Source organism: Spirabiliibacterium falconis (assembly GCF_014885015.1).
GTDB classification, from domain to species: domain Bacteria; phylum Pseudomonadota; class Gammaproteobacteria; order Enterobacterales; family Pasteurellaceae; genus Spirabiliibacterium; species Spirabiliibacterium falconis.
On sequence record NZ_JABMIJ010000013.1, the window covers coordinates 20,762 to 41,990 of the forward strand.

The window sequence follows — 21,229 nt, forward strand, 5'->3', positions numbered from 1 at the left end:
GCACTTTTATTTTGGTTTTACTCATGCTCTAATGGGGCTTGCACCATCAGTTCATTTTCTTCACTGGCAAGTAGCACGAGGTAGCGTTGATATTGTTTTAAAATATCCGCAATCAGCTCTTCGCGTGCCATATATTGAATATCATAACCAATACGTCCGTCGCCAAAATAGGTCACAGGTGCGTAAATTTGCTCGTGTTTCACATTCGGCACGGCAGCATCTTCCACCATGGCACTGGCAGTATCACGCGATTCAATGGTAACACCATAGATGAAATCGCGCATTACCCCTTTGTGGATATGCAACTCTATACTGCGTTGCTCGTCGTCTTTTTCCACAATGCTTGCTTGCAAGTGGTGTTTGTTGACCAATTCTGCAAGCAACTCGTTAAACGCAGGCTTGACGGTATTATCCATAAAGCTGTAAACATCATCTTCTTGATTTTGTTTAAGAATTTGCCCCAAGCGTTTTTTCCATTTCTCACCACTCCAAAATACTGTGGATTGATCCAAACGTGTATTGAAATAATTTTGATCCACGCGCAAACCTTGCAGCAGGCTAAAACACATCACAACCGTAATAACTGCAAATGGCAATGCCACCACAAGGGTCATCGTCTGAACGGCACCTAAACCGCCTGAATTCAGTAACGCAATGGCAAGCACGATCATAATCACACCCCAAAGTACACTTTGCCAACGCGGCATATCCGTCGTGCGGCCACTGGATGCGATATTATTTAATACAAAAATCCCAGAATCCGCTGAAGTGATAAAAAAGAGGGATAAAATTAACAGTGCCACAAGGCTGGTCACGGTCGGCAACGGGAAATAATCTAAAAATGAGAACAACAATGTTTCAGGGCTAGAGGTCAACGCACTCAATGCACCCGAGTGGGTGATGTCTTCTAAAATGGCACTATCACCGAAGATGGTAAACCATAACAAATTGAACGTTGATGGAATAATCAACACCCCTAAAATAAATTCACGAATGGTGCGCCCCCGTGAAATACGAGCAATAAATAGCCCGACAAACGGTGCCCATGAGAACCACCACGCCCAATATAGTACCGTCCAGCCTGTAAACCAATCAGCGTGATCGGTATCATAACTGAATGTACGAAAACTCATATTCACCAAATTACTTAAATAATAACCAATGTTTTCTGAGAATACGGACAAAAGATAAATAGAAGAACCTGTCACTAAAATAAAGATCATTAAGCTCAATGCGAGCCCAAGATTAATTTCACTTAAGCGGCGAACCCCTTTCCCCACACCTGAAATGGCAGAAATAATCGCAATACTGACCACTGTGATGATTATTGCCGCCTTCGTTCCCAAAGTGGCGTCGCTTAAAATTCCCACAGTTGATAGCCCAGCATTCAGCTGCGAAGCACCATAACCTAATGTTGTGATAATCCCGAATACTGTCGCAATAAGGGCTAAGGCATCAATTAAATGCCCCCAAAATCCATGAATTTTATCACGTAAAATAGGATAAAATGCCGAACGAATCGACAATGGCATACGGTAACGGAAACCAAAATAGGCTAACGATAACGCAATCGTGCCATAAATAGCCCAAGGATGAATGCCCCAGTGGAAGAAGGTGTAAAGCAGTGCATCTTTTTTCGGGTGAGCGGCCGTAATTGGCGAAACATAATGCATCAAAGGCTCTGCCACACCAAAGTACATCAAGCCCACGCCCATTCCTGCGGCAAATAACATTGCTATCCAAGAAATAAATGGATATTCAGGCTCTTCGTCATCACTGCCCAAACGAATATCCCCCAAGCGACTCATCGCCAGCAACGCCAGAAATAAAATAAAGAAACTGACGGATAAAATATAAAACCAGCTAAAATACATAAACGCATAATTTTTTGCCGAATCAAGTGCGGATTGCATCGCATCAGGCGAGAAAATACACGCCAATGCAATGGCGACAATAAAAATAAAACTGGGTACGAAAACGGGCATACTAAACGTTGTCCGTTTTCTTAATTCAGAAAACAAAATAGAACTCCTTTGATTAACAATCAGATGATTATGTTAGAAAATAGGATTTTTTTAGCACGAAATATAATAATTTATTTAAAAAAATAAATCAAATCACGCCCAAAATAGCAAAGTGCGGTGAAATATAAAAGTGTGGCCAAAGCCTGCATATCGCAGGCTGAGATTACGTTAAGAAATATTGATAAGAAGCCAGATCGGTGACATCTTGATACGCATAACCTAATTCTTCAAGATGATGCTGAAACACTTGTTCGGTGGCCTCGCTCATTTGGAATGCGCATAAAATATCGCCATAATCTGCACCGTGGTTGCGATAGTGAAACAGGGAAATATTCCACTGCGTACCTAGCAATTGCAAGAATTTGACCAGTGCACCTTTATGTTCTGGGAACACAAAACTGTACAATTTTTCACGCTCTGCGCTTGCACTGCGCCCACCAATCATATAGCGAATATGCGTTTTTGCGACATCGTCATCACTTAAATCATTTACATCGTAGCCTGCAAGGCGTAATTGTGAGATGATTTCTTGTTTCTCCTCATCCCCTCCACTGACGCGTACCCCAACAAAAATGCACGCATTGCGATGATTGGCATAACGATAATTAAATTCGGTAACCGCACGATCGCCTAAAATATGGCAAAATTTTAAAAAACTCCCTTTTTGCTCTGGAATCGTCACGGCTAACAGTACTTCTTGTTTCTCCCCGATTTCGCAACGCTCTGACACATACCGCAGGCTATGAAAATTCAAATTCGCACCCGAAAGCACATTTACCAGCGTTTCGCCTTCAATCGCATGCTGTTGAACGTATTTCTTTAACCCAGCAAGTGATAACGCCCCCGAAGGTTCGGCAATTGCACGCACATTTTCAAAAATATCTTTCACCGCAGCACAAATTTCATCACTATCGACGGTTATCACATCATCAAGATATTGCTGACAAAGGCGAAATGTTTCATCACCAATACGCTTGACCGCTACCCCGTCGGCAAACAAGCCTACGCGCGCCAAATCAACAGGTTCACCTGCGGCTAAAGCCGCTTTTAAACAAGCTGAATCTTTAGATTCCACGCCAATCACCTTGATTTGCGGCATTAATTGCTTGATCAACACTGCAACACCTGCCGCCAAACCACCGCCACCAACAGGCACAAAAATACGATCAATCTGTGGTAACTGTTGCAATAATTCCATTGCTAATGTTCCTTGCCCTGCAATCACCATTGGTGCATCAAAAGGGGGAATAAACGTCATTTTTTGCGTATTTGCCAACTCGATGGCTTTGGCTTTCGCTTCATCAAAATTGGCACCATAAAGCAACACTTCGCCACCAAAACCACGCACCGCATCAACTTTAATGCTCGGCGTATTTTGTGGCATCACAATCAGGGCACGCAATCCCAATTTTTTAGCCGACAGTGCCACGCCCTGTGCATGATTGCCCGCCGAAGCAGCAATCACTCCCGCCGCTTTTTGTGCCTCACTGAGCGAGGCAATCATTGCATACGCCCCTCGAATTTTGAAACTATTAACGGGCTGGCGATCTTCACGCTTAATAAAGATCTGGTTGTGAAAACGCTCAGATAGCTTGTCCATTTTTTGCACAGGGGTAACTTCCACCACGTCATAGACTTTAGCGGTGAGCACTGTGCGCAGGTAATCGTTACCTGAAAGTTGCACTGCAGCCATAGCTTAATCCTCTAATTTACGCTTATCACGCACTGCACCTTGGTCGGCACTGGTTGCCAGCATCGCATAGGCTTTGAGTGCTAAAGACACGCTGCGTTGGCGGTTTTTCGGCTTCCAACCGCACTTTTCTTGTTCCACTCTGCGCTGTGCTAACTCAGCTTCATCAACGTTCAATTCGATTTTACGATTTGGAATATCAATGGTAATCGTATCACCGTCACGAACTAAACCAATGGTGCCGCCATTTGCCGCTTCTGGAGAAACATGTCCAATGGAAAGCCCTGACGTACCGCCTGAAAAACGACCGTCTGTCAGCAGTGCACAGGCTTTGCCCAACCCCATGGATTTTAAATAACTGGTCGGATACAACATTTCTTGCATGCCTGGCCCGCCTTTCGGCCCTTCATAGCGAATCACCACCACATCACCTGCTTGCACCGCACCGCCTAATATGCCTTCAACCGCACTTTCTTGGCTTTCAAACACTTTCGCTCTGCCCACAAACGTTAAAATGCTCTCATCCACGCCTGCGGTTTTGACAATGCAGCCTTTTTCCGCCAAATTACCAGAAAGCATCGCCAAGCCACCATCTTGGCTATATGCATGGGCTTTATCACGGATGCACCCCAAAGTGCGGTCGTCGTCAACGCTGTCCCAACGACACGCTTGAGAAAATGCCTCCGTGGTGCGAATACCCGCCGGTCCTGCACGATAAAAATCGTGCACTTCTTGTGAAAGTGTGCGTTTGATGTCGTATTGTTCGAGCTGCTCTTGCAAACTTAAGCCCAATACCGTACGCGTGTGGCTATGTAGCAACTTCGCCCGATCAAGTTCACCTAAAATACCCATCACGCCACCTGCACGGTGCACGTCTTCCATATGGTATTTGTTAGTATTAGGGGCGACCTTGCACAAACACGGCACACTGCGTGATAGGCGGTCAATATCTTGCATCGTAAAATCAACCTCGGCTTCTTGTGCGGCGGCCAATAAGTGCAAGACAGTGTTGGTTGAGCCCCCCATGGCGATGTCTAAACTCATCGCATTATCAAAGGCCGCTTTAGTTGCAATATTGCGTGGCAATACGCTGTCATCATTTTCGGCATAATAGCGTTTGCACAGTTCCACAATCTGCGTACCCGCTTTCAAGAATAGGGTTTTCCGATCCGCGTGGGTAGCCAAGCACGAACCATTGCCCGGCAAACTCAACCCTAATGCTTCTGTTAAGCAATTCATTGAGTTTGCAGTAAACATCCCTGAGCACGAACCACACGTTGGGCATGCACTGCGTTCAATCGCCTCACTATCGGCATCACTCACGTTAGGATCCGCACTTTGCACCATCGCATCAACCAGATCGAGTTTAATGAGCTGATCAGACAATTTGGTCTTGCCCGCTTCCATCGGACCGCCTGAGACAAAAATGGTCGGAATATTTAAGCGCAATGCCGCCATTAACATGCCAGGGGTGATTTTATCGCAGTTAGAAATGCACACCATCGCATCGGCGCAATGGGCATTGACCATATATTCCACGCTGTCGGCAATCAGTTCTCGTGAGGGTAGAGAATAAAGCATGCCGCCATGCCCCATCGCAATGCCGTCATCAACTGCGATGGTATTAAATTCTTTCGCCACACCACCTGCGGCTTCAATTTGCTCGGCAACCAATGCGCCTAAATTGCGCAAATGAACATGTCCAGGCACAAATTGGGTAAATGAATTGACCACCGCAATAATTGGTTTTCCAAAATCATTTTCTTTCATTCCTGTCGCACGCCAAAGTGCGCGTGCCCCTGCCATATTGCGCCCCTGTGTACTGGTCGCTGATCGTAGTTTTGGCATACTCTTTCCTTTCCCACATGTTGATATTAGTAAAACCGCACTTTACGCTGTTTCGATAACGCGTTCAATACCAAATAATTTTACCAGTTGATTGGTTAATAAGTGCAAAGTGCGGTCACTTGACACGGTCAACGTCATCTCCACTTTGTTATTGTTTAATTGCATCGTCATCGCTTTGACACGAAATCCACGATGGCGCACCACCCGCAAAATCCGCTCCAGCGTTTCAGGTCGCCATACCGCTGTAATACTGAGTTGGTATTCGCTCATTTTACACTCCAATATCTTCCAACATATCTACATTGCACGCACCTGGCGGCACCAACGGCCATACATTTTCATCGGCTGGAATGCACACATGCAACAAATATGCCCCTTTAGCATTCAATAACCGCTCTAATGCCGCATCCACCTCACATCCTCGTTCGATGCGTTCGCCAGCAATCCCAAACGCACTAGCAAGCGTCACGAAATCAGGATTATCGTCTAAAATCGTCTCACTGTGGCGTGCATTGAAAAAGAGGCTCTGCCATTGGCGCACCATGCCAAGACGTTGATTATCTAACAACACGATTTTGATCGGTAAATTGCCACGTTTGATTGAGCCAAGTTCTTGAATATTCATCATAAATGACCCATCCCCCGTGAGCAAAATCACATCGTCATATGGGCGTGCCTTTTGTGCTCCCACCGCTGCGGGCAGCCCAAATCCCATTGAGCCAAAGCCTGCGGAGGTGATGTAATTTTTCGGATCAAAATGACGCATATGCTGTGCTGACCACATTTGATGTTGCCCCACATCGGTGGTGATGACCGCACTTTGCTTTTTCTTAGTCGATAGGGTATTGAGTAACCACCATGGATTAATCGGCTGCTCACCTTGATTTTGCGCATAACAGAAATCCCCTTCACGCTTAAACGCTAAAATCGCCTCTCGCCATGGGTCAATATCCAGCGGAATAGACAACGCCTGTGCGGCTTGAATCAAATCGCCCCGCAAGGCAACGTCTGCTTGGCGTAATTTATTGATCTCGGCGACATCAATATCCACGTGGATTACCTTAGCATAAGGTGCAAATGTCTCCAGTTTGCCCGTGACACGATCGTCAAAACGCGCCCCCATCACCAACAATAAATCACATTCATGCACCGCATGGTTTGCCGCCTTTGTGCCGTGCATACCGATCATCCCCATATAATACGGATTGTCAGGTGGAATCGTACCTAAGCCTTTAATGGTCGATACCGATGGCATTTGCGTGACATGTAGCAACTCTCGCACCGCACTTACACCATCGGCCATACCCACACCGCCGCCCACATAAAGCACTGGGCGTTTGGCATCTCTTAATAATTGTTTGGCTTGCATGAGATCGGCATCTAAAAGTGCGGTTGGTTTTTCTTGCGGTTTGACAATCGGCTGGGCGGTGGTTTGGGCAAACTGGACATCTTTTGGCACATCAACCAACACAGGCCCTGGTCGCCCGTTTTGCGCCAGATAAAAAGCCTGAGCAAGCACCTCAGGCAATTCATCAATATGCTGCACAATAAAACTATGCTTGGTGCACGCTAATGACAGCCCCAACACATCTGCTTCTTGGAACGCATCTGTGCCAATAAAAGGGGACGCAACTTGCCCAGTGATGGCCACCACGGGGATAGAATCCATCATCGCATCGCCTAAGCCTGTTACCAAATTGGTCGCCCCTGGGCCTGAAGTGGCAATGCACACCCCCACTTTGCCACTGGCACGCGCGTAGCCAATGGCTGCCATTGCCGCACCTTGTTCATTTCGACAAAGCAAATGATCAATCCCTGAATCATAAATGGCATCATACACCGGCATAATAGCCCCACCTGGATAGCCAAATAGCGTACTCACGCCATGAGCTTTCAGGCTAGCTATAATAAGCTGGGAACCGTTCATCTCTCCTCCTAACCGCACTTTTCGTTTTTATTTTATATAAAAAAACCCTCGCAGAAGCTGCGAGGGTTAGTTAAACACGTCTTAAACCGAATTTAAGCATAACACTCGCGTTTGGCGATAATAATCACCAAAATGCGAATAATGCTAATAATTCGGATTGCTTTCATCATAATTAAACTGTTTTTAACACAATGACATATTGATACCACATTTAGAAAAAATAAAAAACATTTTTTTTCATTCCCAAAAAAATAACGATAAAAATGCCTACGAGATCACATAATTGACGTAAAGATAATAATCCGCATTCTTAATGCAATTATTTTTAGGCAAAATAATGTGACGATGGTAAACAGGAGTCTGTATGAGCGCATTAATTAAACAATTAATCAATATTGTTGGGGAAAAGTATGTTTTAACCGAGCCGACTAAAACACTACCTTACCGTAGCGGTTTTCGTTTCGGACAAGGCAAAGCCTTAGCTGTCGTTAAACCTGGTACATTGCTTGAACAATGGGCGATCTTAAAAGCCTGTCATCATGCTGATGTTATTGTCATCACGCAAGCTGCAAATACGGGATTAACCGGCGGCTCTACGCCTGATGGTAATGAATATGATCGTGATATTGTGATTGTCAGTACACTACGTCTTGCCCACATTCAACTTATTAATGATGCCAAACAGGTTATCTGCCTGCCAGGAGCGACTTTATTTCAACTAGAAGCTGAACTGAAAAAACACCAACGTGAAGCACATTCTGTGATTGGCTCTTCTTGTCTTGGTGCATCAGTATTAGGTGGGGTCTGTAATAATTCTGGTGGTGCATTAGTACAACGCGGACCTGCTTACACCCAAATGGCACTTTATGCTCAAATCAATGCAGAAGGCGAGCTGATGCTTATCAATCACTTGGGTGTGAACTTGGGTGAAACGCCAGAGGAGATTTTGACCAACCTCGAGCAGCAACGTTATGATGCAACGGATATTGAATACAACCATCAATGTGGGCATGATCACGGCTACCACACGCATGTGCGTGATGTGGATGCCAACACGCCCGCACGCTTTAATGCTGATCCACGGCGACTTTATGAAGCCTCAGGCTGTGCCGGTAAGCTGATGGTCTTTGCCGTGCGACTTGATACCTTTCCTTTGGAAAAAAACACGCAAGTGTTTTACATCGGCACCAACGACACTGCCGAACTTGACGACATCCGTCGCCATATTCTGCAAAATTTCAAACAGCTACCCGTTTCTGGAGAGTATATCCACCGTGAGGCGTTTGATGTGGCAACGATTTATGGCAAAGATACTTTTTGGGCAATTAAAACACTCGGGACGAATAATCTACCCAAACTATTCGCATTGAAAAACAAAGTCGATCGCCTGTGTAGCAAATTTTCATTTATGCCAGCACACCTCTCCGACCGCACTTTACAATTTTTAAGTCGCTTTTTACCACAACATTTGCCTAAAAAAATGCGCCAATATCGGGATAAATACCAGCATCATTTAATTTTAGCAATGGCAGGAGACGGTATTGAGGAAGCAAATGCCTTTTTGAACGACTATTTCGCCAGCAAAGCAGGGGATTTTTATGTGTGTGATGCTAAAGAAGCACAAGCTGCCATGTTGCACCGCTTTGCCGTCGCGGGTGCTGCCGTGCGTTATCGCATTGTTCATCACAAAGACGTTGAAGATATTGTCGCCCTTGATGTGGCACTACGTCGCAACGACCGTCAATGGTTTGAAACGCTGCCAGCGGAGATTGATCAGCACTTCATCCATAAACTCTACTATGGGCACTTTTTCTGCCACGTGTTCCATCAAGACTATATCGCCAAAAAAGGGGCTAATGTGCATCAAATAGAAGAAGAAATGCTCAAATTGCTCGACCAGCGTGGTGCAGAATACCCCGCCGAACACAATGTAGGGCATCTCTATCAAGCTAAACCTATTTTGAAAAAATTCTACCGTGATCTTGATCCAACAAACAGTTTCAATCCTGGCATTGGTAAGACGTCAAAACGCAAACATTGGCAATAAAAAAACCGCACTTTAACACAAAGTGCGGTCTAAAATATGGCGGTGAGAGGGGGATTCGAACCCCCGATGCACTTTCGCGCATACACACTTTCCAGGCGTGCTCCTTCAACCACTCGGACATCTCACCGAAATCGTTCGATTAGGGCAAGGAATATAAAGATTATTGCTTTCTGCGTCAAGTATTTTCTCTCATATCGATTAATATGACGTCATAAAACTCTGTCATCATGACCGCACTTTTCACCTAAAAATCATAGCGTAAAAATAGTAACTTTACTAAAATATCACTCAAAAAAATCATTATGGGGAAATTATGCACAATTTGGATAAATTAATTAATTCGTCGATTTTAGCGACATTTTTTATCGGGCTAGGTTGGTCTGTTGCCTATGTTTATGGTTGGGCACAATCGTATTATTACGGTTATCCTTGGGAGCTAGTTGATGTGGGCATCGCCAATATTGCACGCAGCATTGGCTATGTGTTATTTCTGTCTTTTATTGCGGCCATTCTCTACCTGTTAGGGTTAGCATGCTTACTCTTTGTTAAACCGCACTTACCAAGTGTTGCGGTAAAGGTGCTAAGAACCTTTATTTTCTGCACAATTTTAAGTGCGCCCATTTTGATTCAAATTTTTCTCTTTATGCACCGCATCAATTATCTCTTTATTGGGCTATATCTTTCCTGTGCGCTTTCACTGTCCATTATTTTTCGTAATAAACTGAAAAGTATCAATAATACCGCACTTTTAACGGCCATTCAGAAACGTAAACTGAATATGGTTTACACTGCACTATTCTGCTATTGCTATTTCGTCATCTCAGCATTTATGGTGGGCTACTATCGCCCGTTATTTCGTGTAGAGTATCCCGTTTTAACTCTCGCTCAAAAGCGTTACTATGTGTTGGCAAAAAGTGACGATAAACTCATTTTGACCCGTTCGCTAGAACATGAAAACACTACGTTTTATCTCACACCTTGTGCTTATCACCCTGAAAACTTATGTGCCTTTACGATGACGAAAACACACTTATCAGAACGCGATTAAAAGTGCGGTTGACCGCACTTTTCATATTGATTATTCATCATCTGTTTCATTTTCGAGTGCACGCTCAACTGCACTGACAATGGTCATATGCACTTCACTCGACATCAACGCACGCAAAATCAAATTAAGCTCTTCCACTTTGGTTGGATTTGCCTGATCATTATCAAGAAAATAACCATTGTCTTTCAAGCTCGCAATAAATGTTGAAAATACCGCTTTGTCGAAAAACTCTGGCGCATTAATGCCATGCAATACCGATAATCGTTGTGCGACCGATTGACTTTCACGCTCTAGGCGATTACGCGAAATCGTCGGATCAGCTTGTAAGAAATTCAACGTAATATAGTAACGCTGCATAATTTCGCGTACATTTGCCGCCAATAGTTGGAGACTGCGAATACGGCGTTTATTGATCGCGAGCAATGTTTCACGTCGCACAATGAGTTCTTGACGTTCGAGCTCATCAATCAACTGTTTTACCACGCGCTCAACATCATCTGGCTCAAAGTCTAAGAATAGCTCTGCTTTCAAAAATGGATACAGTTTCTCAATACCTTTTAATAACAGCCCTTGTGCAATGGCTTCATGGTGCATTACAATCGAGGCTATTAACGATGGTAATACAAATAAGTGTTTAATATTATTACGATAATACGTCATCAATACCGCAGACGCACGCTCAAGTCGGATAATCTCCCCGAAATTATCTTGTTCGACAATAATACCAACTTTATCCAAGCTGAGTACATGTTCTAACATCTCTTGTGGCGATTCTTGTGGCACAATCACATCGTGGCTATAACGCACATTCGTTAGCAATTGTTGGTAACACGTTAATTGCGATAATAATTGCTCACGCGTCAACGCACGCTGACGGGAAGACAGCAGGATTGTACCGATTAAATTCATTGCATTAATCGCAGCTGCATTATTAATATTACGCATTACGTCCGTTGCAATGTTATCCACAATTTGTGGTAACCATGTTTTACTTTCCTCTTGTGCTTGCGGCTCTTTCCAATTTGGGTAATGCGTATTTAAATAGCTATTTAAGGTAATTGGTTCGCCAAAATTCACATAACCTTTTCCCATATTGCGTAATTTTTTAATCACACGTAATACCAAACCCGCACTTTCTTTTTCTTTTGCCACACCACGTAGTTCTTTGGCATAAGTATCCACTTCTAGCACGTGTTCATAACCAATATACACTGGCACAAGGCTAATTGGACGAGTATGCCCCTCCAGTAAAGCCTGCAACGTCATTGATAACATTCCTGTTTTGGGTGCAAGCAAGCACCCTGTTCGCGAACGCCCGCCTTCGATGAAAAATTCAACCGAATAACCTCGCTGAAACAGTTCTGAAAGATATTGCCGAAATACGCTCGAATATAAGCGATTGCCGCTGAATGTACGACGAATGAAAAATGCTCCCCAGCGACGAAAACGTCCGCCAACAGGCCAAAAATTCAGATTAATACCCGCAGCAATATGTGGTGGGAATAAACCTTGATGATACAACACATAAGAAAGTAGCAAATAGTCAATATGGCTACGATGGCACGGAATATACACCACCTCATGCCCTTCAATGGCAAGTTTTCGCACTCTATCTGCGTGTTGCACTTCGATACCACGATACAGTTTATTCCATAACCAGCCTAAAAAACGATCCGCCATACGCAAACTTTCATAACTCATATTGGCGGCAATTTCGTGCAGAATCGCTTGCGCATTCTGATAAGCCTTAGCTTCATGAATTTTTTTGGTTTTGGCTTCATCTAATATTGCACGTTGTACCGCGTCAGATTGCAAAATTTTACTAAACATCGCTTGGCGATTCGGTAAACGTGGTCCAGTCGTTGACATGCGTTGCTTGGCGAAATGAATTTTCGCCACTCGTGTTAATTTGCGTGCAATTTCATCATCATTGCCCTGCACTTGCACCATATCACGCATCGCCACAGCAGGTGAAAATCGCACAAAATTATCACGCCCAAACCACAAAATTGCCCATAATTTTTGTAACGGACCTAAAAAGCGTAAATGTGCAACTTTCTTCTCATACCCTGGTGCACGCCCCCACAATACGGAAACAGGGACAATTTGCACATTAAGCTCATGACTTTCACGTTGTAATTCAAAGTAACGCGAGAAAAATTCACGCACATTTTGATCAACGTGTTTTGATTTAAAAAAACGCCGTCCTTTATCTAAAAAAACATAACGTGGCATCTGCATACCCGCAATGTCATTCATCTCTAGCGGATCTGGTAGCCCCAATTGCTGACAATTTTGTTGTAAAATCAATAAATCAGTTTGTGACGTGTATGGTAATAAATAAACGACTGGATTGCTCGTATCCAGTTCTAACTCTGCTATGGGATCATTTGGAATAGGGCTCGTTTTGACCAAAAAAGACAATACAAAACGTATCATTTCACGATAAAGCGTCAATAAAACAGACATATCAAATCCATACCATCAAGATGAGAAATAAAAAATGATTTTACTATAAAAAATCACTGTTTGGGATAAATAATGCCCCTGACCGCACTTTGTGCTTTTTTTCGTGAACTACTGCACAGAAAAGGCAATATATTTGTACAAAATCTCATTGCACATCTCTCTATTCTGTATATAATATCAGTAAAACTGTATAAACGAACAGGATCAACTATGGCTTCTAAAATACTCACTCCACGTCAGCAACAAGTGTATGATTTTCTTCGTGAACATCTTGAATCGACGGGTATGCCGCCAACTCGCATGGAAATTGCCAGAGAACTTGGTTTTCGCTCTGCTAATTCTGCCGAAGAACATCTCAAAGCATTAGCGCGCAAAGGTGTCATCGAAATTTTATCGGGCACTTCACGCGGCATTCGTCTCCTACTGGAAGATGATACCCGCACACCGGAGCAAGAAGAAGAGGGACTACCACTGATCGGGCGGGTGGCCGCAGGTGAGCCTATTTTGGCGCAAGAACATATTGAAAGCACATATCAAATTGATCCAAACATGTTTACGCCCCAAGCGCACTTTTTACTGAAAGTGTATGGTATGTCAATGAAAGATGTCGGAATTATGGACGGTGATATGCTTGCCGTGCATCGCACTAAAGATGTGCGAAATGGTCAAATTGTTGTCGCGCGTATCGACGATGACGTGACCGTAAAACGGCTTGAGAAAAAAGGCTCAACAGTCTATCTTCATCCAGAAAATGACGAGCTTTCTCCCATCGTGGTGGACTTACGCCACCAATCATTAGAAATAGAAGGTATTGCTGTTGGCATCATTCGTAATAATGCATGGATGTAATGAATAAAAAGCGTGTCATTAAGTCCAAAACACGCTTTTTATGAAAGTGCAGTTAGCGCAAGGTAAAATCAATGGGTACCGTAACTAAACTATTCATGCCAGCAGGACGTGGACCAACAGGTCTCGCTGCATTCACGGCTTGCAGTGCCAATTTATCAAGTTCAGCAAAGCCCGATGATTTCGCAACACTCGCTCCCGTTATCGTACCATTTGGCGATAACGTAAAGCGAATGATCACTTTCCCTTGTTGACGCATCATTTTTGCACGTTGTGAATAACGTTTATTACGTTCAATCTCTCGGCGTAATTGACGGCGATAATCGTCGATCTGTGCACCACCTTGCCCAATGACAGCTTGATTACTGCTTTTCGCACCTGCCGCCAAACTTGAGTTGGCTTGATTTGGACTATTCACTGTCCGCTCACCAGAAACCGCACTTTGTGTTTTTTGCTTAGTGGGTTTTTCCTGCACTTTTTTTACTGGCTTTTTAGGTGCTGGCTTTGGTTTTGGCTTCGGATTTTCTTTCTTTTTTTCTACTTTAGGTTTTTCTACAGGTTTTGGTAATACCGTTGGATCTGGAATTTCCTCTTTAGGCTCTTCTTTAGGCTGCTCCTCAGGTTCTGGGTCAGGCTCTGTTTGCTCCTGTACAACAGGCTCAGGCTGCTTTTGCGCTTGAATCATTGCCATCACCATCTCCATTGAAATACTGTCACTGGGATTTTGTACAGCAATGCCGTTTATACTTTGATCATCGGTGTTCGCTATCGCCATAATCACAGCAGAGGCAACCGCCGAGTGCAGCAACAAAGATCCTGCAAAACCAACAAGCGAACGCCCTTTCATATTACTGCCCTTCTTCCTTAATGGTCACAATAGCCACATTTTTAATCTCATATTTTGAGAATAAGTTGGTTACATTCACAAATTGCTGAAATGGCGTTGCGGCATCAACTTTTAGTGTCACTTTTTGACTTTTATCCCACTTAGCGATCTCTTGCTCTAATTGTGCATGATCAATCGGTTTGTCATTAAAGTACCATTTTCCATCGTCAGTAATGGTCAACAATTTCGCCAAATCATCTGCTTTCATCGTAACATTATGGCTTGATTTTGGTACATTAACTTGAATTTTTCCTTGTGTAATAAATGATGCAGTCACCAACACAATAGCAAGCAATACCAGCATAATGTCAAGGAAAGGGACAATATTAATTTCATCAAATTTTTTCATCTAGCCCCTCTCTACCGCACTTTTTGCTGTTCTTGTAAGGCATACCACTTCATTTTATTGACATCCACCTTGCGATTAAGGCCGTTATAAAACACCATTGATGGGATCGCAACCAAAATCCCTACCGCAGTGGCTTTTAACGCAAGCGATAAATTCACCATAATTGATGCAGCATCAATATCGCCGCCAGCTTGCCCCATCGTATAGAAGGTCAATAAAATGCCAATTACTGTGCCTAGCAAGCCAACATAAGGCGCATTCGAGCCAATAATGGCAATTGGGGTTAAATTGCGTGTTAAGTCGATTTCAAGATCGTGGATAGTGGCATAATTCGCTACATTGACGCTGGAAAAAAAGAGGATTCGTTCAATCACTTTCCACACCATAATAAAACTCATCAATGCCAGTGTGCCTAAAATAATATAATCCGTATATTGCTCTAAAAACTCAAATAGTGCGTCCATAGCTGCCTCAAACAAACCGAAATCTTATTGATAATTAGTTTCATTATTATATCAGTACAAATGAAAGGCGCAATGTTAATCGCATTTTTTGCTCAAAACTAACGCAAATTCAATCAAAGTGCGGTTAATATGATACATTCAACCTAATCTATGCATTAGCATTAATTAACATCAGTCCATTAGATTGTGGCAATAATAAGAAATAATGGGGGGATAATAAAAAAGTGCGGTCAAACCGCACTTTCATTATTCTTCTTCAAGTTCTTCTTCGGGTACATAAGGGCAGGTTGAAAATCCTGCACATTGATAGGCCACACAGTAACCGATAACGCCAGACATCGCCAGCACAACACCGATATAGCCCCACGGACCAATAACCTTCATTGCACTTAGTAAACATAGCAATGCACCAATAATAATTCTAATTGCACGATCTGGACGACCGATATTTTTTCGCATAAATACCTCCTTTAGGCATTGGGGCAAAAGCCTCGAAAGGTGAAAAGTGAAGTGTTTTATACTTTTATCTAAATTCTTTTTAACCTGTTTATAACAACCTTGTCAATTATTGAATACGCAAATTGCGAGCAAGATCAACTAATTTCACTAAATGTTACAAGCACTTTAAAACCGCTGGGCTCACGATTAGTGTAATGAATGGTAAATCGATGCAATTGTGCAATTCGCTCAACAATAGATAGACCAAGCCCTGCTCCTTTTTCATTTTGACCAGCAGGACGGTAAAAACGATGCCCTAATTTTTCAATATGTTCATCTGCCACACCGTCGCCATTATCTTGTACGATGAATTGCCGTTCATCCAAAATAAGGTCAATATGGCTATAATTTGGGCAATAATTAATCGCATTATTAATTAAATTCCGTATGAGTACTGTCAATAGCACTGGCTGCCCTTGCACAGATGGTGCGTCATGCTCAATGAAATCGATCGTAATCTGTTTTTGTTCAGCGAATGGCATTTCATGTACAATGACGTCATGAATCAGCTCTCCCCAATTAATCGTAACAGTGTCAACTAACTCATTCACATGATCTAAGCGCGACAACATCAGCAATTGCTCAATCAATTGGCTCGCCCGCTCAACCCCATACGTCAGTTGATGCAGTGCTTGTTGACGTACACGATCTGGGCAGTTGGGCAATTGTGCGATTTCTGTTTGCACACGAAGTGCAGTTAAAGGACTGCGTAATTCGTGAGCCGCATCAGACGTGAAACGACGCTCTCGTTCGAAGAGGTGTGCTGTACGTATGATAAAGTGATTTAAACTCGCTACAAGTGGTGTGATTTCGCTTGGTAGATGTGCATTGTCTAACGGCGAATTGTCTAGTGGTGAACGTTGATGAAGCTGTTGTTGTAATCGCTTCAGTGATTTTAATTCAGCATTAACGACGAAAAAAATCAGCAAAAGCAAGATCGGTAAGCCCGCAAGCCAGATCCATAGTTGCCCCAAAACCAGCTTTTCTACTAGGTCATCTCGATAATCTTGCGCTTGTCCGACTGCGATAAACAGCCGCCCTCGTTGCGTAGGCAACCAAAATACACGCCAAGATTCGCCATTAATCTGCTGTACACCAAAGCCTTTTTTCGGCTTAAATTGCAAAAAATTGCCTTGATCACCGTCGCTAAATAGCCTATCACCTTGTGCATTAAACAGTGCAAAGCTAATTGCGTCATCATCACCATGGTATTTTTTATGTAAAAATCGTCCAGGAGGGGGGAGAGGACGAGAAAAACGATCGTGTAAATTAGAACTTGCAAGCCGCTGAGCAAATAAAATTTGTTGTCGATCAAACACTTTATCCGCTTCTTCTTTTGCCGTAAACCAAGCTACTGCACTGGCGACAATCCATAAAAGCAACGTCGCAAGAGACAGTATAAGAATCAACCGCAAACGTAAACTAGTTTTCATTGCAATTTCCTAAACGATAGCCTATGCCATGAACCGTTTTAATAAGTGTATTACCCAGTTTTTTACGCAGGTGGTGAATATGTACTTCTATCGCATTACTACTAACTTCACTGTTCCAATTGTGTAACTTTTCTTCAATGAATGTGCGGGTTAACGTGCGGTTTTTATGCTGTAGAAACAGACTTAATACCTGCCACTCCATCGCAGTCAGTGCAATATCTTTACCATTAACGCTGACACGATAGTTTTGACGATCAACACGAATATTGCCATATTCTATTATGGGATGAACCGTCCCTGTCCGTCGCCGAATCAACGCCTCAAGACGAGCTACTAGTTCTGTCAGTGCGAAAGGTTTGCATAAATAATCATCAGCACCTTGTTTCAACCCTTCTACACGCTGATCGATACTATCTCGTGCAGTAAGAATAAGTACTGGTGTATCATCGTGTTTTGCACGCCAGTGGCGCAAAATGTCAATACCATCCATTTCGGGCAATGTCAAATCCAATACTACTGCGTCATAAGGCGCACTCATCAGTGCATGAAAACCTGTTTTTCCACTGCAAAACCAATCTACACTAAAACCAAAGTGGGTTAGCCCAACGTTGATTCCATCACCAATTATCTTATCATCTTCGATGACTAAAATTCGCATCTAACACTCTACATAAAAGTGCGGTCTAACCGCACTTTAGTTTAATTTGTGGATGTTTGCTTCATGACATGGTGAATATACAGCGTCGTTTTTCCCCACGATTTATCCACTTTGCCGACCAATTTCACTTTATCTGTAGGCTGAACAGTTTGCCCCGCCCACGCACGCTTATCAATTTTGACGCTTGCCTCGCCAGCATCATCTTTGAAGGTAAACTCATCACGCCCTGTCTGTGCAATAATGCCTCCCTCTAACACCACCATGCTGTGATCATTTAGCGTGCTTATTTTATCACTTGGCGTAACCTGATCTGTGGCGACAAACCCACCTCGTGCTTCTTTGTGTTTAGGGTCATGCTTTCGCTCATGCTTGTGTGCTTTTGCTACCTTAGGATACGGCTGTGCCTGAGGTTCTGGTAAGTTCGTCTCTGATGCTGCCCACACCGCATTAGCCGTAAACATTGATAACATCATTGATGCTAATAATACTTTTTTCATTGTAATCTCCTATGCCTTATTTTCAATCCCATTGATTGACAGGAGCATTACAACAAAAAAATCTTAATAAAATCTTAAGATACGACAAAATCGAACTGTTTGCCTAAAAATTGTGCGATGCTCGGTTGATTATTATCGCCAATAGTACATGTCGCGTGTGTTTTAACCGCACTTTCAGCATTGCCCATTGCCACACCAAGCCCCACCTGACTCAACATGCTCAAATCGTTATGATTATCACCAAAAGCGATGACCTGATGCGGTGAAATGTGCCACGATGCGAGTAAAGAAAGCAATCGTCGCCCTTTGGTGTTGCCATAACTTGCAATATCAACCCGATCGAACCACGACCATTCACAACTAAATTGATCTTCAGGTAGCGTATTAACCACCTTTTGCATCAACGTTGTGTCAGGGTCACTTAACACAAATTTCCAGATGGTTTCCCCACCAGCAAGCGGCTCATAAAAACTGGTAAGCTGGCGTAATTGCGGGCGTTCATTGACAGGGCAACTCGTCGCCCATTGTTTAAATTTCGCCATATGCGAATTGATCTCACAAAATGCCATTTCATCACGCGTGTACATCAATAGATGAATGCCAAATTGTTCATTTAATGCGATAATTCGCCGACATTGCGCCCATGTGAGAGGATTGGCACTCAGCACTTTTTCCTGTTGATAATCATAGAGATAGGTTCCATTACAGCAAATAATAGGGGTATCTAAACCAAGCTGAGCATGGTAAAAACGTGCCGCCGTATGATGTCGCCCAGTGACCAGCACGACCTTTATCCCAAGCGACCGCACTTTAGCTATCGCACGGAGATTCTCGGGCAGAATATGCCCTTGCGAATTTAATAATGTACCATCTAAATCAAACGCAACGACTCGATAATCCATTTCATTCTCCTAAACACCACGCTGGCGCACAATTTCAAACAAGCACACGCCCGTTGCGACGGATACATTGAGTGATGACACACTGCCAGCCATCGGAATACTGATAAGCTCATCACAACATTCTCGTGTTAAACGACGCATTCCATCCCCTTCTGCCCCCATCACCAACGCAATGGCACCCGTCAGTGTCGCTTGATACAAAGTTTGCGTGGCCTCCCCAGCGGTTCCCACGATCCAGACATTGTGCTGATGTTGTAATTCACGTAACGTACGGGCTAAGTTTGTTACACGAATTAATGGCACCGTTTCTGCCGCCCCACACGCCACTTTACGGGCTGTGGCATTAAGCTGTGCGGATTTATCTTTAGGCACAATAACCGCTGTTACGCCAGCCGCATCAGCACTGCGTAAACACGCCCCTAAATTATGCGGATCAGTTACGCCATCTAAAATCAATAAAAATGGCTTATCTACCTGTTGTAAAGTGCGGTCTAAATCATTTTCATTAAGCTCTTTTTGTGGCTGCACACGCGCCACAATGCCTTGATGATTTTCGCCATCACATTTTTTATCCAATGCCGCCCGATGGGTCGCCTGTACGGTAATGCCCAAACGTTGTAACTGTGATAAAAGTGCGGTCAGTCGCTTGTCCTCGCGCCCTTTTAACACAAACACCTCAATAATTCGTTCGGGTGCACGCGCCAGCAATGACGACACCGCATGAATGCCATAAATCACATCTGTCATTCTACACGCTCCTGTGGGCTAAAAAAGTGTTGTTGATTACGCTTAAAGCACCGTTTAATGAAGCGAATCAAACGCTTTTCAGTACTACTGCTTTTCACATAAATGGGAATGTCACTGACCGGAATTTGTTTAAACCGCACTTTCATTTGTTCAAGCGTCTCGTTATGCAAAAAGGCGGTTAATAATAGCATTTGTGCAATTTGATTCCATTGTGCTTTGTTGCCCCAATAATGCCCGATGAGATGCTCGCAACTTTGTAACGGACAAACATGATTGAGTGCCAAGGAGAAAGCAAACTGTTCGACCAAACGGCGCGGGCAATTTGTCGCACAAATTTCATCGCAAATCGTCAATGCGAGCGATAGCGTCTTATGCGCAATATCGCGTGGTAATGCAATAACGCCCGCATTCCACATCGCAGTTTGTTGATCGATTGTAACGCCACCAAATGATTTGTTTCGTAGCCGAGCCCACATTTTACGCACTGTTTTACTTTTTCCTTCACTTAAATACTCTTCAAACGTATGCATAAAGGTTTGATTTTGATTCAGTTTGTCAATAAGTGGCTTCAACGGCGCACCCAAAAATGTATCCGAATCAATATATAGCACGTGTTGATCGGGGTAATGCGCTAGAACATGCTGTAACGCCTTAATTTTGACTCGCCAGAAAAACTGATAATCACCTTGCCACTGCGTTAAAATGGTTTCATTGATGTCAATAAACTCAACCTGATCATGAAAACAGCGATAAAAGCCCTTACGATCAGTCACCACGATGACTTTATGAATATTAGGATCACCTAAAAAACTCAGTATAGCTAACGCCGCTTGATAATGCGTTTCTAAGCGGTCACCAAAGGTCAGTAAAATTAAATTGGTCTGCGTATTCATTGC

Annotated in this window: 19 protein-coding genes and 1 tRNA gene; 3 read left to right on the forward strand and 17 right to left on the reverse strand. The window is 43.4% G+C overall.

From position 1 onward, the window contains the following. Positions 1–17 precede the first annotated feature (17 nt). From HPC40_RS07735 to ilvG, 5 genes are all read right to left on the reverse strand, one after another. Complete coding sequence (locus HPC40_RS07735) at positions 18–1,985, reverse strand: BCCT family transporter (protein ID WP_208118963.1); 1,968 nt, start codon at positions 1,983–1,985, stop codon at positions 18–20. Between the two features lie 202 nt (positions 1,986–2,187). Further along, complete coding sequence (gene ilvA / locus HPC40_RS07740) at positions 2,188–3,717, reverse strand: threonine ammonia-lyase, biosynthetic (RefSeq protein WP_208118923.1); 1,530 nt, start codon at positions 3,715–3,717, stop codon at positions 2,188–2,190. 3 nt (positions 3,718–3,720) lie between these two features. Continuing rightward, entirely contained in the window at positions 3,721–5,562 is a 1,842-nt protein-coding gene (gene ilvD / locus HPC40_RS07745; protein ID WP_208118924.1) for a dihydroxy-acid dehydratase, read from the reverse strand. 42 nt (positions 5,563–5,604) lie between these two features. After that, positions 5,605–5,832, reverse strand: coding sequence for an acetolactate synthase 2 small subunit (gene ilvM / locus HPC40_RS07750; RefSeq protein WP_208118925.1), 228 nt, complete (start codon positions 5,830–5,832; stop codon positions 5,605–5,607). A gap of 1 nt (position 5,833) precedes the next feature. Then, positions 5,834–7,489, reverse strand: a complete 1,656-nt coding sequence (ilvG, locus tag HPC40_RS07755; protein ID WP_208118926.1) for an acetolactate synthase 2 catalytic subunit — start codon at positions 7,487–7,489, stop codon at positions 5,834–5,836. A 364-nt stretch (positions 7,490–7,853) separates the two neighbouring features. Here ilvG and dld point away from each other — a divergent pair, with 364 nt between their 5' ends. Then, on the forward strand, positions 7,854–9,536 hold the full coding sequence (gene dld / locus HPC40_RS07760; RefSeq protein WP_208118927.1) for a D-lactate dehydrogenase: 1,683 nt from the start codon (positions 7,854–7,856) through the stop codon (positions 9,534–9,536). Positions 9,537–9,573: 37 nt separating this feature from the next. Here the strand turns inward: dld and HPC40_RS07765 are convergent. Further along, positions 9,574–9,663 (reverse strand) — tRNA-Ser (locus HPC40_RS07765). A gap of 186 nt (positions 9,664–9,849) precedes the next feature. Here HPC40_RS07765 and HPC40_RS07770 point away from each other — a divergent pair. Beyond that, positions 9,850–10,584: a hypothetical protein gene (locus HPC40_RS07770; RefSeq protein WP_208118928.1), complete on the forward strand. Its 735-nt coding sequence runs from the start codon at positions 9,850–9,852 to the stop codon at positions 10,582–10,584. A 30-nt stretch (positions 10,585–10,614) separates the two neighbouring features. Here HPC40_RS07770 and plsB read toward each other — a convergent pair whose 3' ends face one another. Then, positions 10,615–13,053 (reverse strand): glycerol-3-phosphate 1-O-acyltransferase PlsB, encoded by a 2,439-nt coding sequence (gene plsB, locus HPC40_RS07775; RefSeq protein WP_208118929.1) that lies wholly within the window; start codon positions 13,051–13,053, stop codon positions 10,615–10,617. Positions 13,054–13,263: 210 nt separating this feature from the next. Between plsB and lexA the strand changes: the two genes are divergently transcribed. Continuing rightward, entirely contained in the window at positions 13,264–13,902 is a 639-nt protein-coding gene (gene lexA / locus HPC40_RS07780) for a transcriptional repressor LexA (RefSeq protein ID WP_208118930.1), read from the forward strand. A 52-nt stretch (positions 13,903–13,954) separates the two neighbouring features. On the opposite strand, the gene HPC40_RS07785 is transcribed toward lexA, so the two are convergent. From HPC40_RS07785 to HPC40_RS07830, 10 genes are all read right to left on the reverse strand, one after another. Continuing rightward, positions 13,955–14,746: an energy transducer TonB family protein gene (locus HPC40_RS07785; RefSeq protein ID WP_208118931.1), complete on the reverse strand. Its 792-nt coding sequence runs from the start codon at positions 14,744–14,746 to the stop codon at positions 13,955–13,957. 1 nt (position 14,747) lies between these two features. Beyond that, complete coding sequence (gene exbD / locus HPC40_RS07790; RefSeq protein WP_208118932.1) at positions 14,748–15,134, reverse strand: TonB system transport protein ExbD; 387 nt, start codon at positions 15,132–15,134, stop codon at positions 14,748–14,750. A gap of 11 nt (positions 15,135–15,145) precedes the next feature. Beyond that, entirely contained in the window at positions 15,146–15,598 is a 453-nt protein-coding gene (gene exbB / locus HPC40_RS07795) for a TonB-system energizer ExbB (protein WP_208118933.1), read from the reverse strand. Between the two features lie 246 nt (positions 15,599–15,844). Continuing rightward, positions 15,845–16,057 (reverse strand): YgaP family membrane protein, encoded by a 213-nt coding sequence (locus tag HPC40_RS07800; protein WP_208118934.1) that lies wholly within the window; start codon positions 16,055–16,057, stop codon positions 15,845–15,847. A gap of 134 nt (positions 16,058–16,191) precedes the next feature. Beyond that, complete coding sequence (gene qseC, locus HPC40_RS07805) at positions 16,192–17,529, reverse strand: quorum sensing histidine kinase QseC (RefSeq protein ID WP_208118935.1); 1,338 nt, start codon at positions 17,527–17,529, stop codon at positions 16,192–16,194. Then, positions 17,519–18,187, reverse strand: coding sequence for a response regulator (locus HPC40_RS07810; protein ID WP_208118936.1), 669 nt, complete (start codon positions 18,185–18,187; stop codon positions 17,519–17,521). Before HPC40_RS07810 ends, qseC begins: the two co-directional genes overlap by 11 nt. A gap of 41 nt (positions 18,188–18,228) precedes the next feature. Continuing rightward, positions 18,229–18,684 (reverse strand): YgiW/YdeI family stress tolerance OB fold protein, encoded by a 456-nt coding sequence (locus HPC40_RS07815; protein ID WP_208118937.1) that lies wholly within the window; start codon positions 18,682–18,684, stop codon positions 18,229–18,231. A 74-nt stretch (positions 18,685–18,758) separates the two neighbouring features. Next, positions 18,759–19,586 carry a pyridoxal phosphatase gene (locus tag HPC40_RS07820; RefSeq protein ID WP_208118938.1) on the reverse strand — a complete coding sequence of 276 codons (828 nt, stop codon included), beginning with the start codon at positions 19,584–19,586 and terminating at the stop codon, positions 18,759–18,761. 9 nt (positions 19,587–19,595) lie between these two features. Next, positions 19,596–20,333 carry a 23S rRNA (guanosine(2251)-2'-O)-methyltransferase RlmB gene (rlmB, locus tag HPC40_RS07825; RefSeq protein ID WP_208118939.1) on the reverse strand — a complete coding sequence of 246 codons (738 nt, stop codon included), beginning with the start codon at positions 20,331–20,333 and terminating at the stop codon, positions 19,596–19,598. Then, positions 20,330–21,226, reverse strand: coding sequence for a hypothetical protein (locus HPC40_RS07830; protein WP_208118940.1), 897 nt, complete (start codon positions 21,224–21,226; stop codon positions 20,330–20,332). Before HPC40_RS07830 ends, rlmB begins: the two co-directional genes overlap by 4 nt. Between the last annotated feature and the right edge of the window lie 3 nt (positions 21,227–21,229).

Coding starts and splice junctions, on each gene's coding strand:
- HPC40_RS07735 (WP_208118963.1), bottom strand. CDS start 1,985: ATGCCCGTTTTCGTACCCAGTTTTATTTTTATTGTCGCCATTGCATTG.
- ilvA (WP_208118923.1), bottom strand. CDS start 3,717: ATGGCTGCAGTGCAACTTTCAGGTAACGATTACCTGCGCACAGTGCTC.
- ilvD (WP_208118924.1), bottom strand. CDS start 5,562: ATGCCAAAACTACGATCAGCGACCAGTACACAGGGGCGCAATATGGCA.
- ilvM (WP_208118925.1), bottom strand. CDS start 5,832: ATGAGCGAATACCAACTCAGTATTACAGCGGTATGGCGACCTGAAACG.
- ilvG (WP_208118926.1), bottom strand. CDS start 7,489: ATGAACGGTTCCCAGCTTATTATAGCTAGCCTGAAAGCTCATGGCGTG.
- dld (WP_208118927.1), top strand. CDS start 7,854: ATGAGCGCATTAATTAAACAATTAATCAATATTGTTGGGGAAAAGTAT.
- HPC40_RS07770 (WP_208118928.1), top strand. CDS start 9,850: ATGCACAATTTGGATAAATTAATTAATTCGTCGATTTTAGCGACATTT.
- plsB (WP_208118929.1), bottom strand. CDS start 13,053: ATGTCTGTTTTATTGACGCTTTATCGTGAAATGATACGTTTTGTATTG.
- lexA (WP_208118930.1), top strand. CDS start 13,264: ATGGCTTCTAAAATACTCACTCCACGTCAGCAACAAGTGTATGATTTT.
- HPC40_RS07785 (WP_208118931.1), bottom strand. CDS start 14,746: ATGAAAGGGCGTTCGCTTGTTGGTTTTGCAGGATCTTTGTTGCTGCAC.
- exbD (WP_208118932.1), bottom strand. CDS start 15,134: ATGAAAAAATTTGATGAAATTAATATTGTCCCTTTCCTTGACATTATG.
- exbB (WP_208118933.1), bottom strand. CDS start 15,598: ATGGACGCACTATTTGAGTTTTTAGAGCAATATACGGATTATATTATT.
- HPC40_RS07800 (WP_208118934.1), bottom strand. CDS start 16,057: ATGCGAAAAAATATCGGTCGTCCAGATCGTGCAATTAGAATTATTATT.
- qseC (WP_208118935.1), bottom strand. CDS start 17,529: ATGAAAACTAGTTTACGTTTGCGGTTGATTCTTATACTGTCTCTTGCG.
- HPC40_RS07810 (WP_208118936.1), bottom strand. CDS start 18,187: ATGCGAATTTTAGTCATCGAAGATGATAAGATAATTGGTGATGGAATC.
- HPC40_RS07815 (WP_208118937.1), bottom strand. CDS start 18,684: ATGAAAAAAGTATTATTAGCATCAATGATGTTATCAATGTTTACGGCT.
- HPC40_RS07820 (WP_208118938.1), bottom strand. CDS start 19,586: ATGGATTATCGAGTCGTTGCGTTTGATTTAGATGGTACATTATTAAAT.
- rlmB (WP_208118939.1), bottom strand. CDS start 20,333: ATGACAGATGTGATTTATGGCATTCATGCGGTGTCGTCATTGCTGGCG.
- HPC40_RS07830 (WP_208118940.1), bottom strand. CDS start 21,226: ATGAATACGCAGACCAATTTAATTTTACTGACCTTTGGTGACCGCTTA.